Below are 12141 nucleotides of genomic sequence, written 5' to 3' on the forward strand. Positions count from 1 at the left end.
GACGGGTCAGCCGTGCTGCGGCCAGGCCGTGCGGTCCGGTTCCCCGGCCGCGTGGCGGGCGCATTCGTCGGTGAGGATCTCCAGCAGGCTCAGCGGGTCGGGCAGCGGGTGCTCCGGGCCGCGGACCCAGTGGACGGCGACGTCACCGGGGAGCCGGGCGGGCGGCACGAGGACGTAGGAGCCCCGGCAGTGCCAGCGCAGACCGGGATGCTCGTCCATGGTCTCCGGATGGCAGTCCAGCTCGCAGGGCCACCACTCGTCCTCGTCCTCGGGGGTACCGCGGGTGTGGGTGAAGAAGAGGAGCCGTCCGTCCTCCGCCTCGGACTCCGACTCCGCGACGGGCCCCACCTCCACACCGGAGGCGAGCAGCCGCTCCAGGGCCCGCCGGCCGGCGGCGAGGGGGACGTCGAGCACGTCGTGGACCATGCCGGTCGCGGTGATGAAGTTGGCCTCCGGCTGGTGCCGGGCCCACCGCTCCACCTGGGCGCGGTCCGTGGTGGACTGCGTCTGCCAGGCGAAGGACACCGGGTGGCGGGCGGGCGTCGGACAGCCGACGCGGTCGCAGGAGCACCGGTAGCCCGAGGGGTGCGCGGCGGGGGCGAGCGGGAGTCCGGCGGCGGCTGCTGCGAGCAGCAGCGCCTCACGGCCGGCGGCGTCGGGGGTCTCGTCGAGCGGGCGGCCTGCACGTCGGCCGCGCAGCCACTCGGAGATCCTGCCCTGCCGACCGGTCCGGCCGCCGAACGTCGCGCTCATCTGTCCCCTCGCCTCGCTGTGGTGCGGACAGCATGCCTCATCGTCCCACCATCCTGCGTCGCCGGGGAGCGGAGCGCCCGTCCGGGGTAGGCGGAGCGAAAGCCGGAGCACGGACAGGGATGGTGTGCTATCGCGCGCTTTAGCGGGATTTGGAGGCCGCCACGGGGACCGGTTCGGTCGGGTTGGTCACACCGGCGCGGGGGTGACGGCGTCAGCGGGGGGCGAGGCCGTACAGGGCGTACTCGACGAGGGCGTCCGTGTAGTCGTACGAGATGGGGCCGGTGTGCTGGAGCCAGCGCTGGGCCAGGGGAGAGACGAAGAGCTCCAGGGCGATGCGCGGGTCGATGTCGGGGCAGACGGCGCCCTGCTCCTGTGCCGCGCGCAGGCGCTTCACATACAGCTGGAGCTGGGGTTCGAGGAGCTTGGCGACGAACTCGGTGCCGAGCTGCCGGTTGACGACGCCCTCGGCGGCCAGGGCGCGCGAGGGGATCTCGAACTTGGGGTCGAGCAGTTCGTCGACGGTGGCGCGCAGCACGGCCTTGAGGTCGGCCTCCAGATCGCCGGTGTCGGGGATCTCGTACCGGGCCTCCTCCCCGAGGACCTCGGGCCCGGCCGCCGCCTCCGCCGCCTGGGCGCTCAGGTCGAGGAACGCCTCCAGCAGGACGTCCGCCTTCGACGACCACCAGCGGTAGATCGTCTGCTTGCCGACGCCCGCGCGGGCGGCGATGCCCTCGATGGTCGTCTTCTGGTAGCCGACCTCGCCGACGAGGGCGAGGGCGGCGTCGTAGATGGCGCGGCGGGACTTCTCGCTGCGGCGGGTGGAGTCAGGGGCGGTCTTGTTGGCCATGCTCCGAATTTATCAGGTTGACAAGACGGTGCGTCTCGCCTGAGAGTGGAACGGTCGAACGACGAGACGAAACGTATCGTCACGCGTTGGCCCGATGAGGAGAAGGAGACCGTCATGAGCCGTGGTGGAGCAGGAAACATGCTGGGAGTGGGCGGCGCCCGCCGGAACCTGGGCCGCGAGGCCCTGCGGGGCGGGGGGCGGGGCGGCCGGGTCGGCGGCGGCGTCGACCCGCAGGCCCAGAAGCGGGAGCTGCTGCGCAAGCTCCAGGAGAAACGCGCGGAGGAGGGCGCCGGAAGGACGGAGGCGACGGAAGCGGACGGCGAGGCGTCGTGAACGTGTGCGGGTCCGGCACGCCGTGGTTCGCGGGCGGGCGGGGTGCGAGTGCGCGACGGGGCGGCGCGCGCGGGTCATGGGGGTGCGGTCGGCGGCGGCCGGGCGAGAGGGCGGTCGGGGTGAGCGCGCTGCCGCAGTGCTCCCGCCCCGCTCACTCCCGTGGCGGACACCGCCCGGCGCACAGCCGTACGCGCCGGGCCCACCCCTGACGTCGGGCAAGGCCCCCTGGGGACCGAGGGCTCAGTCCCGGTCGTCGTCCCCGGTCGGCGGGGGCCAGGCGTCGCCCCAGTCGGCGTCGCGGGCCGCCTTGTAGAGCGGGCCGTGGCGTTTGGTGACGGTGGTCCGGCCGAGGGTGGGAACAGGGCCGGTGCCGGGCTCGCCCGGGGTGCCGGTGGGGGTCGGGGTGCCGGTGGCGCAGAGGTCGAGGAGGACCTGGCCCTTGCGGATCTGCGGCTTGCGCACCACGCGGGAGGCGGCCGGGGCCGGGGCGAAGCGGGTCGCGGCGACGTAGCTGAACTTCTCGTCCTCGTACGCCAGGGAGCCGCCCTTGACCTGCCGGTGCAGGGAGGAGCGGCTGACCCGGGCGGCGAAGTGGCACCAGTCCTCGCCGGGGACGATCGGGCAGGCCGCGCTGTGCGGGCAGGGCGCGGCGATGTGGAACCCGGCGGCGACGAGGCGGTCGCGGGCGTCGATGACGCGGGCGTAGCCGTCGGGGGTGCCGGGCTCGATGACCACGACGGCCTGCGCGGCGGTCGCGGCGGCGTCGACCACGGCGGCCCGGTCGGCGTCCGTCAGCTCACCGAGGACGTAGGAGACGGTGACGAGATCGGTGCTCTCGATGGTGAGCGCCGATCCGATACGAGAGCGCTGCCACTCGGTGGGCTTCAGGTCCGGGTGGGCGGCGGCGATCTCCCGGCCGAGCGCGAGCGCGGGTTCCGCCCAGTCGAGCACCGTCACCGGGCGCCCGCCCGTCCAGGTCGCGTTCACGGCCCAGGTCGCCGCGCCCGTCCCTCCGCCGACGTCCACGTGGCTGCCGGGTTCCCAGTCGGGCACGGCCCGCGCGAACGCCTCCAGGGCCGCGCACACCGCCTCGAACGTGGCCGGCATCCGGTACGCCGCGTACGCCACCGCGTCCGCCCGGTCCCGCAGCACGGGCGCGTCGGTGGGGGTCCGCCCCCGGTAGTTCACGATCAGCCGCTCCACCGCCTGCGCGGCCGCCTTCGGCGGAAGCCCGTCGAGCAGGTGGGCGAGGGCGGTCCGGAGGGTGTCGGACGGGGAGAGGGGGGCGTTCACGAAGGGATTCTAAGAGAACCGGACCACCCGCCTGCCCGCCGCGGAGCCGGACCTCGCCCCGGCCCCGCTCACATCCCCCGCACCGCCCGCGCCATCCGTGTCCCCGCCGCCGCGCGGGCCACGTTCAGCGAGGTCCCCCGGCGGGGGTGGACCGCGTTGGTCAGCAGGACGAGGAACGTGTCCGTGGCCTGGTCCAGGACGAGGGACGTGCCGGTGAAGCCGGTGTGGCCCGCGGCCCCGCGGCCCGCCAGCTCGCCCATGAACCAGGGCTGGTCGAGCGCGAACCCGAGTCCCGGCGGCGTCAGCATCAGCTCCACGAAGTCGGGGCCGAGGATGCGGGCGGGGCCGTAGGAGCCGCCCGCCAGCAGGGTGCGGGAGAACACCGCGAGGTCCCGGGCCGTCGAGAACAGCCCCGCGTGCCCGGCGACCCCGCCGAGCGCCCACGCGTTCTCGTCGTGGACCTCGCCCCGCAGCATGCCCCGTTCGGCCTTGCCCCAGGGCCGGCGCTGGTCCTCCGTCGCCGCCGCGCCGGGGCAGGGCCCGAAGGCCGTGGCCGTCATGCCGAGGGGGCGGGTGATGCCGGCGTGGATCAGGTCGTCCAGGCCGCGGCCCGTGAGGCGTTCGAGGACGTGCTGGAGGAGCAGGAGGTTGAGGTCGGAGTAGCGGTGCACCGTGCCCGGCGGCGTCGTCGGCTCCTCGCGCCGCAGCAGCGCCAGCCGGGCCCCGGCGGACCCGCAGTCGTACAGCGGGAGTTCGGGCCGCAGACCGGACGTGTGGGTGAGGAGGTGGCGGACGGTGAGGCCGTGCGCGGCGGCCCCGGAGAAGTCGGGGAGGTACGCGGCGACCTTCGCGTCGATGCCGAGCGTGCCGCGCTCCAGTTGCTGGACCGCCGCCACGGCGGTGAACAGCTTGGTGAGGGAGGCCAGGTCGAAGGGGGTGTCGGGGGTCGCCGGGACACGGGACCCGGGCGGCAGTTCCACCCCGCTGTCGGTGCGTTCGTCGTAGGACGCGTAGCGGACCGCCCAGCCCGCCGCCTCCTCGACGGCGACGACGGGGCCGCGGCCGGCGAGGACGACGGCGGCGGGCGCCCGGGGCCGGTCGCCTTCCGTCAACGCGCGCACCTCGCGTACGAGATGGCGCAGTTCCTCGGGGTCGAGTCCGGCCCGTTCCGGGGTGTCCGTGCGCAGTCTCGGCGCGCTCAGCTCTCCTGCCCCTTCCGCTCGGTCGCGCTCGGGAGGGGCATGACCCCCTCCCCCGCCTTCGTACGCTTGTTCCAAGGACGGCACAGTGCCACGAAGCAGGTCGCGGCCACCAGTGTCGCGGCGAGTTGGACGACGGCCATGGGAAGGGCGGTGTCCTCGCCCGCGACGCCGACCAGGGGGGACGCTATCGCGCCGACCAGGAAGGACGAGGTACCCAGCAGCGCCGACGCCGAACCGGCCGCGTGCCTGACCCGCATGAGGGCGAGCGCCTGGGTGTTGGGAAGGGTGACGCCCATGGCGGACATCAGCACGAACAGCGCCGCGGCGACCGGCGCGAGACCGACCTCGCCGAAGGCGCCCAGCGACATCAGCAGCAGGGCGGTCGCGGCGAGCATGATGACGCCGAGGCCGACCGCGAACACCTTGTCGAGGCTCACCCGCCCCACGAGGATCTTGCCGTTGATCTGGCCGACGATGACGAGGCCGACCGAGTTGACGCCGAACAGGATGCTGAACGTCTGCGGGGAGGCGCCGTAGATCTCCTGGATCACGAACGGGGAGGCGCTGATGTAGGCGAAGAGGGCGGCGAAGGTGAAGCCGCCGGCGAGGACGTAGCCCATGAACACGCGGTCGGCGAGCAGGCCGCGCATGGCGTGCAGGGTCTCGGCGACACCGCCGCCGTGGCGTTCGGCGGGGGCGAGGGTCTCGGGGAGCCTCGCCCACACGACCGCGAGGAGGGCGGCGCCGATGACGGTGAGGACGACGAAGACGCCCCGCCAGTCGGTGACGCGGAGGATCTGGCCGCCGACGAGGGGCGCGACGATCGGGGCCACCCCGGAGATCAGCATCAGGGTGGAGAAGAAGCGGGCCATGGCGTCGCCGTCGTACAGGTCGCGTACGACGGCGCGGGCGATGACGATCCCCGCCGAGCCGGCGAGGCCCTGCACCAGGCGGACGGCGATGAGGGTCTCGACGGTCGGGGCGAGGGCGCACAGGGCGGTGGCCAGCACGTAGACGGCGAGGCCGAGCAGCAGGGGGCGCCGGCGGCCCCAGCGGTCGCTCATGGGGCCGATCAGCAGCTGGCCGAGGGCCATGCCGGCGAGGCAGGCGGTGAGGGTGAGCTGGACGGTGGTGGCCGGGGCGTGCAGGGAGGTGGTTACCTCCGGCAGCGCCGGGAGGTACATGTCCATCGCCAGGGGCGGGGTGGCGGTGAGCCCACCGAGGATGAGGGTGACGAGGAGACCGGTGCGGCGCAGGGCGGCGGGGGTGGCCTTCGCCGGGCCGGGGTGCTGCGTCGGCGTCGGCGTCGAGGGGGCGGGGGCGGGTTCCGACGGTGGGCGTTCGGCGGCCCGTCGTGCCGGTGCCGGGTCGGGCCGGGTCCCCTCCCGTCCCGTCGGGCCGGCGCCCGGCGACGGGTGCCCGGCCGCCGCCACCGTTTCCGGCGCGGCCGCCTGCGGGTTCGGCTCGGCCGCCGCCGAGCCCGGTATGTGCCCCTCGGGCATGTGCCCCTCCCAGTCCGTTCGGTCCGCCACCTATGCTCTCAGCTCGTACGACGTGGGCGGGATCACGACCGCGCCACGGGGCCGAGGACAGGGGTGGCGATGGCGCGGGACGACGGACGGGTGCGGTGGGGGATTCTGGCGACCGGGGGGATCGCCGCGAGTTTCACCGCCGACCTCGTCGATCTGCCGGACGCCGAGGTCGTGGCGGTCGCGTCACGCAGCGAGGAGTCGGCGAAGGCGTTCGCCGAACGGTTCGGGATACCGCGGGCGTACGGCGGGTGGCGGGCGCTCGCCGAGGACGAGGACGTCGACGTGGTGTACGTCGCCACGCCGCACTCGGCGCACCGGGTCGCCGCCGGGATGTGCCTGGAGGCGGGCCGGGGCGTGCTGTGCGAGAAGCCGTTCACGCTGAACGTGCGGGAGGCCGAGGAGCTGGTGGCCCTGGCGCGGAGGCGCGGGCGGTTCCTGATGGAGGCCATGTGGATGTACTGCAATCCGCTGGTCCGGCGGCTCGCGCAGATGGTGGGGGACGGCGCGATAGGTGACGTGCGGACCGTGCAGGCGGACTTCGGACTGGCGGGGCCGTTCCCGCCGTCGCACCGGCTGCGGGACCCGGAGCAGGGCGGGGGCGCGCTGCTGGACCTCGGGGTGTACCCGGTCTCGTTCGCGCAGTTGCTGCTCGGGGAGCCCTCGGACGTCACGGGGAGAGCGGTGCTCTCGGAGGAGGGCGTCGATCTCCAGACCGGAGCACTGCTCTCCTGGGAGAGCGGCGCCATCGCCTCGGTGCACTGCTCCATCGTCGGGGGTACGGCCACCTCGGCGTCGGTCACCGGCTCGCAGGGCCGTATCGACATCCCGAACGGCTTCTTCTTCCCGGACCACTTCGTGCTGCACCGCGACGGCCGTGAGCCGCAGACCGTCGCCGCGGACCCGGCCGACGGCCCCCGCAACAGCCTCCGGCACGAGGCCGCCGAGGTGATGCGGGCCCTGCGCGCGGGCGAGACGGAGTCCCCGCTGGTCCCGCTGGACGGCACCCTCGCGGTGATGCGGACGCTCGACGCGATCCGGGAACGCGTCGGCGTCCGCTACCCCGGCGAGGACGGGGACGGCCACCGGGACGGCGACCTGGTCGCTACACCGGTGTGAGGCCCGGGTTGCCGGCCTCCAGCGCGAACGAGGCGACCGTGGTGAGTCCGGCGTCCGGCGTCGTCACGTACGGCAGGGCGTGGAAGTCGGCGCGGGCCTGCGTCCGGCCGAGGGAGACCGTCAGGTAGCCGCGGCGGCCGTGGTAGAAGCGCATGTGCGGGTTGGCGGTCATGTAGGTGTCCCAGTTGGCGGGCTTGTCGGAGCCGTTGCCGCCGCTGCTGACGGAGGTGGCGACGAGTTCCGCGCCGACGGTGCGCGAGGAGCGGTCGTCGAAGTCGCGCTTGATGTCGAAGGCGTAGCCGACGTGGACGTCGCCGGTGAGGACCATCAGGTTCTCGATGCCGGCGGCGTCCGCGCCGGCGAGGACGCGTTCGCGGGAGGCCCGGTAGCCGTCCCAGGAGTCCATCGACACCTTGTAGTTCTCGCCGACGGCGTTGCGGCGCTGGGAGAAGGTGACCTGCTGGGGCACGACGTTCCAGATCGCGTCGGAGTCGGCCCAGCCGTCCAGCAGCCACTGCTCCTGCGCGTCGCCCGTGATGGAGCGCGCCGGGTCGGCGGACTCCGGGCCGGGGGTCTGCCAGCCGTCGCCCTGGGCCTGGTTGTCGCGGTACTGGCGGGTGTCGAGGATGTCGAACTGGGCGAGGCGGCCCCAGGAGAAGCGGCGGTAGAGGCGCATGTCGGGTCCGTCGGGCCGCTGCCGGCGCCGCAGCGGCTGGTTCTCCCAGTAGGCGCGGTAGGCGGCGGCGCGGCGCAGCAGGAACTCCTCGGGCGGGCTGTCGTGCTCGTCGTCGTCGCCGGCGTAGTTGTTCTCGGTCTCGTGGTCGTCCCAGGTGACGACGAAGGGGTGCGCGCGGTGGGCGGCCTGGAGGTCGGGGTCGGTCTTGTAGAGGGCGTACCGCAGCCGGTAGTCCTCCAAGGTGACGGTCTCGTGGTTGAAGTGGGCGGGCAGGACGCGGTCGGTGTAGTTGCGGGCGCCTCCGGCGGCGTTCACGGCGTACTCGTAGAGGTAGTCCCCGAGGTGGAGGACGACATCGACGTCCTCGTTCGCGAGGTGCCGGTAGGCGGTGTAGTAGCCCTGGTCGTAGCGCTGGCAGGAGACGGCCGCGAAGGAGAGCCCCGAGGTGTCGGACAGCCGGCCGCGGCCGGGGGCGGTGCGGGTGCGGCCGGTGTCGCTGATCCAGGAGCCGGCGCGGAAGCGGTAGTGGTACACGCGGCCCGGATCGAGGTGGGCGACCTCGACGTGGACGGTGTGGTGGAACTCGGGGTGGGCGAGGGCGGTGCCGCGTCTGACGACACGTCGGAAGTTCTCGTCGTGGGCCAGCTCCCAGCGGACGAGGACGCGTTCGGCGGGCAGCCCGCCGTCGGGCTCGTACGGTTCGGGGGCGAGCCGGGTCCACAGGAGCGCGGAGGTGGGCAGCGGGTCGCCGGAGGCCACGCCGAGGGTGAAGGGGTTCTCGGTGATGCGGCGCGGGTCCAGTTCGGCGGCGGCCGCGGCACCTGCGGTCGGGAGGTTGGTGGCGAGGGCGAGCGCGGCGGCTGCGCCGGTCAGGGTGAGGAACCGGCGGCGGTCGAAGTGGTGTGCGGCGGCGCGCAGTTCGGCCGAATGGGACGAGCGCGGCGGGGTCGCTCCGTGGGCTGCGTGGGTCATCTGGCCGTCTCCTGAAGGTAGTTGTCCTTGAGCATTGGAGTGGCCAGGTTCGACGACCTTCTGTCCTGTACACAACAGCCAGGTGGCGGACGCGTGAGTTCCCCATGCCCGGCCCCCTCCTGCCCGGCCCGCCGCGGCGCCTCCCCTACGCTGCGGCCCCATGAGGACCGAGGGAACGAAGATCGCGATCGTGACGGGTGCGGGCTCCGGCATCGGGCGGGCCGTGGCCCGGGAACTGCTCGGCGCCGGATGGTCGGTGGCGCTCGCGGGGCGGCGGGCGGAGAAGCTCACCGGGACGGCGGACGGGACACGGGAGGCGCTGTGCGTCCCGACGGACGTGTCACGCCCCGAGGAGGTGGCGGCCCTCTTCTCCGCCGTGCGGGAGCGGTTCGGGCGGCTGGACCTGCTGTTCAACAACGCGGGGACGTTCGGGCCGGGCGGGGTGCCGGTGGAGGAACTGGACTACGCGGCCTGGCGGCACGTGGTGGACACCAACCTCAACGGGGCGTTCCTGTGCGCGCAGGCGGCGTACCGGCAGATGAAGGAGCAGGACCCCCACGGCGGCCGGATCATCAACAACGGGTCCGTCTCGGCGCACGCGCCGCGCCCGCACTCGGTGGCCTACACGGCGACCAAGCACGCACTGACGGGCCTGACCAGGTCGCTGTCGCTGGACGGGCGGCCGTACCGCATCGCGGTCGGGCAGATCGACATCGGCAACGCGGCGACCGACATGACCGAGCGGATGAGCCACGGGGTTGCGCAGGCGAACGGGCAGCTCATGGCCGAGCCCGTGATGGACGTCGCCGACGTGGCCCGCACCGTGCGGCACATGGCGGAGCTGCCGCTGGAGGCGAATGTGCAGTTCGCGACGGTGCTGGCGACGACGATGCCGTACGTGGGGCGCGGCTGAGCCCTGGCGGGAACTGGTCCAGGACTCAACCTGCACAAACGGAAGGTGTTACTCCAGGCCATTCGAGCACGTGGGATGTCATATGCTCATCACTCCTCCACCGGAGCTTCACATCTGGGCTTCACAGTTGGAGGAGATGGCTTCCGTCACCACACCGAGGGGGGATGGGGCAGCCGTCCCGCGCTCCGGAAGGGGGCGGACCTCGCGTGGGACCGCGAGGTGTGCACCGGGACACGGGACGGCTGCCCCGCCGTACCGCCCGCCCCCCGAGGGCGGGCCGGGAAGCCGCACCGGCCACCGCCGTGCGGCTCAGCGCCCCAGGACCCGGTCGACCTCGGCCAGTTGGTCCGCGGTGAGCGGCCCCTTCGCGAGGGCACCGGCGTTCTCCTCGGCCTGGGCGACCGAGCGGAAGCCGGGAATGGGCACCGTCCGCGGGCTGCGGGCCCAGATCCAGGCGAGGGCTCCCTGCGCGAGCGTGCGGCCCCCGCTGGTCAGGATCTCCCGCAACGCCTCCACCCGGCCGGTCCATTCGGGGTCCGCCCCGCCGTCCGCGGTGAAGCCCGGCAGCCAGGCGGGCGGGGTGCTGCGGATGTCACCGGCCGCCAGGGGGCGCCCCGGGGTGTGCCGGCCGGTGAGCAGACCCATGGCGAGGGGGCTGCGGTTGATGCTCGCCAGGTCCGACTCCTCGCACAGGGCCAGGAGTTCGGGGGCGGGCTGCAGGATGTTCAGCCGGTGCTGGACGGCCGTGCAGTGCGGCCCCCGTGCGAACACGGCGGCCCGGTCGGCGTCGTCGGTGCTCCACGCGTACGCCCGGATCAGGCCCTCGCGGACGAACTCCTCGCACATGTCCCGCAGTTCGGCCGCCCGCTCCGGGTCGGCGTCCGACAGGTGGAGCTGGTAGAGGTCGACGTGGTCGGTGCCGAGGCGGTCGAGGGAGGCGGTGAGGGCGCGGCGGGCGTGGGCCGGGGTGTCGTCCTGGCCGGTGAGGGTGCGGGTGCGCTCGTCGAAGACGTTGCCCCACTTGGTGGCCACGACGACGTCCGCGCGGCGCCGGCCGAGCGCGCGGCCGAGGACGCGTTCGCTGTGGCCCGTCCCGTAGACGTCCGCCGTGTCGAAGAAGGTGACGCCGAGGTCGAGGGCGCGGCGCACGGCCCGCACGGACTCCTCGTCGTCGACCTTGCCCCAGCCGAGCGGCTGCCCGTCGGCGGACCGCCATTCGCCTCCTATCGCCCAACAGCCGAAGCCGAGAGCGCTGACCTGGATGCCGCTGCGGCCGAGGGGCCTCGTGTACGTGGTGGTCTCCATGTCAGGCGACGCTAGGAGTTGGAGCGCGCACGAAGGCAAGCCCTCACGCTGAGAAGCCGCCGCGCAGAAGGGGTCACGGGTGCCGGGCGTACGGGTGCGGAGTCAGGCCTGGCCCGTCTCGAAGTGGGAGATCCTGCCGTCGTCCGAGACCGTGAAACGCCAGGTGGTGCGCATCTCGCCCCAGGTGTCGTTGCGGTAGTCGGCGACCAGGGAGCGGCCGCCGTCGGACTCGCGCTGGACCGCCATGTGGCCGTGGGAGGAGAAGATCTCCCGGTCGGTCCAGTCCGCGAGGTCCCGGTCGGAGCCGTCGTCCGACATGGTCGCGTCGTCGGCGAGGAGGGCCATGAAGGCGTCGCGGTCCTGCGCGTTCACGGCGTTGACGAAGGCGCGGACGGTCGGATCACTGAGTCTGGCGGGTGCGATCGTCATGCCGGCCAGCCTCACACCGGCGTTACCCGCCCGCCACCGGACGCGCGCGACGGAGTGGCCGCGCCTTTCCCTCCCGTCCCCGGACCTCCCCGGACCTCTCCGGCCCTCCCTTCCCCACCACTCGAACGGCGGCGCGGGCGGCCCCGAGGCGGGTCATCGGTGCGACGGTGGTGACGCGGGAGGGGAAACCGTCCGATCGCCACCGTCCGTTCCGGGAGTCACCGTGACCGCATTCGACCGACGTGATCTGGGCCTGCTGCTCCTCCGCCTGGGGACCGGCGGGGTCCTCGCCGCGCACGGGACGCAGAAGCTGTTCGGCTGGTTCGGCGGGCACGGCATCGAGGGCACCGGCGCCTTCATGGAGTCGGTGGGGTACACGCCGGGCCGGGCGAGCGCCACCGCGTCGGGGCTGGCCGAGACCGGCGGCGGCACCCTGCTCGCCCTCGGTCTCGCGACCCCCGTCGCCGGTACCGCCGCGGCCGGCGCCATGGCGGGCGCCGCCGCCGTGCACACCCCCAACGGCTTCTTCAACACGAACGGCGGCTACGAGCACCCCGCGACCCTGGGCCTGGCCGCCGCGGCGCTGGCGATCGCCGGTCCCGGCAGGCTCTCCCTCGACCACGCGTTCCGCCATGTCGTCGACCGGGGCTGGATGGTGCCGTCGGCGCTCGCCTTCACGGCCGCCACCACGGCGCTGGTGATCGGCGGCCGGACCAGGCGGATGCGGCGGCAGAAGCAGGGCGAGCAGGAGGCGTTGTCCGAGGAGTGAC

12 protein-coding genes are annotated in these 12141 nt (G+C 73.8%); 4 read left to right on the plus strand and 8 right to left on the minus strand.

Features of this window, described 5'->3' with window-relative positions; genetic code table 11:
• Positions 1-6 precede the first annotated feature (6 nt).
• Together GSY65_RS09990 and GSY65_RS09995 are read right to left on the minus strand one after the other, a co-directional pair.
• Positions 7-753 (minus strand): bifunctional DNA primase/polymerase, encoded by a 747-nt coding sequence (locus GSY65_RS09990; protein ID WP_159766992.1) that lies wholly within the window; start codon positions 751-753, stop codon positions 7-9.
• A gap of 211 nt (positions 754-964) precedes the next feature.
• The gene (locus tag GSY65_RS09995; RefSeq protein WP_159766993.1) at positions 965-1600 is read right to left on the minus strand and encodes a TetR/AcrR family transcriptional regulator; all 636 of its coding nucleotides are present in this window, start codon (positions 1598-1600) and stop codon (positions 965-967) included.
• A 114-nt stretch (positions 1601-1714) separates the two neighbouring features.
• Here GSY65_RS09995 and GSY65_RS10000 point away from each other — a divergent pair, with 114 nt between their 5' ends.
• Positions 1715-1933 carry a DUF6243 family protein gene (locus GSY65_RS10000; RefSeq protein ID WP_201452500.1) on the plus strand — a complete coding sequence of 73 codons (219 nt, stop codon included), beginning with the start codon at positions 1715-1717 and terminating at the stop codon, positions 1931-1933.
• Positions 1934-2173: 240 nt separating this feature from the next.
• Here the strand turns inward: GSY65_RS10000 and GSY65_RS10005 are convergent, their stop codons facing one another.
• The 3 genes from GSY65_RS10005 to GSY65_RS10015 all read right to left on the minus strand — a co-directional run bounded on the left by GSY65_RS10005 (position 2174) and on the right by GSY65_RS10015 (position 5930).
• Positions 2174-3226, minus strand: a complete 1053-nt coding sequence (locus GSY65_RS10005; protein ID WP_159766994.1) for a small ribosomal subunit Rsm22 family protein — start codon at positions 3224-3226, stop codon at positions 2174-2176.
• A gap of 68 nt (positions 3227-3294) precedes the next feature.
• The gene (locus tag GSY65_RS10010) at positions 3295-4512 is read right to left on the minus strand and encodes a serine hydrolase domain-containing protein (RefSeq protein WP_443043200.1); all 1218 of its coding nucleotides are present in this window, start codon (positions 4510-4512) and stop codon (positions 3295-3297) included.
• Positions 4425-5930 (minus strand): multidrug effflux MFS transporter, encoded by a 1506-nt coding sequence (locus GSY65_RS10015; RefSeq protein ID WP_201452501.1) that lies wholly within the window; start codon positions 5928-5930, stop codon positions 4425-4427. The genes GSY65_RS10010 and GSY65_RS10015 overlap by 88 nt, the downstream gene beginning before the upstream one ends.
• 99 nt (positions 5931-6029) lie before the next feature.
• On the opposite strand from GSY65_RS10015, the gene GSY65_RS10020 reads away from it, so the two are divergent.
• Entirely contained in the window at positions 6030-7076 is a 1047-nt protein-coding gene (locus GSY65_RS10020; protein WP_159766996.1) for a Gfo/Idh/MocA family protein, read from the plus strand.
• Here GSY65_RS10020 and GSY65_RS10025 read toward each other — a convergent pair.
• A complete protein-coding gene (locus GSY65_RS10025) occupies positions 7063-8724 on the minus strand; it encodes an alkaline phosphatase D family protein (protein ID WP_159766997.1) in 1662 nt (553 codons plus the stop codon). The genes GSY65_RS10020 and GSY65_RS10025 overlap by 14 nt on opposite strands.
• Positions 8725-8884: 160 nt before the next feature.
• Here GSY65_RS10025 and GSY65_RS10030 point away from each other — a divergent pair, with 160 nt between their 5' ends.
• A complete protein-coding gene (locus GSY65_RS10030; RefSeq protein WP_159766998.1) occupies positions 8885-9637 on the plus strand; it encodes an SDR family oxidoreductase in 753 nt (250 codons plus the stop codon).
• 309 nt (positions 9638-9946) lie between these two features.
• Here the strand turns inward: GSY65_RS10030 and GSY65_RS10035 are convergent, their stop codons facing one another.
• Positions 9947-10942, minus strand: a complete 996-nt coding sequence (locus GSY65_RS10035; protein WP_159766999.1) for an aldo/keto reductase — start codon at positions 10940-10942, stop codon at positions 9947-9949.
• A 102-nt stretch (positions 10943-11044) separates the two neighbouring features.
• The gene (locus GSY65_RS10040; protein ID WP_159767000.1) at positions 11045-11371 is read right to left on the minus strand and encodes a nuclear transport factor 2 family protein; all 327 of its coding nucleotides are present in this window, start codon (positions 11369-11371) and stop codon (positions 11045-11047) included.
• 223 nt (positions 11372-11594) lie between these two features.
• Between GSY65_RS10040 and GSY65_RS10045 the strand changes: the two genes are divergently transcribed.
• Positions 11595-12140 (plus strand): DoxX family membrane protein, encoded by a 546-nt coding sequence (locus GSY65_RS10045; RefSeq protein ID WP_159767001.1) that lies wholly within the window; start codon positions 11595-11597, stop codon positions 12138-12140.
• Position 12141: the final 1 nt, after the last annotated feature.

This window comes from Streptomyces sp. HM190 (genome assembly GCF_009857135.1).
Lineage (GTDB): Bacteria > Actinomycetota > Actinomycetes > Streptomycetales > Streptomycetaceae > Streptomyces > Streptomyces heilongjiangensis.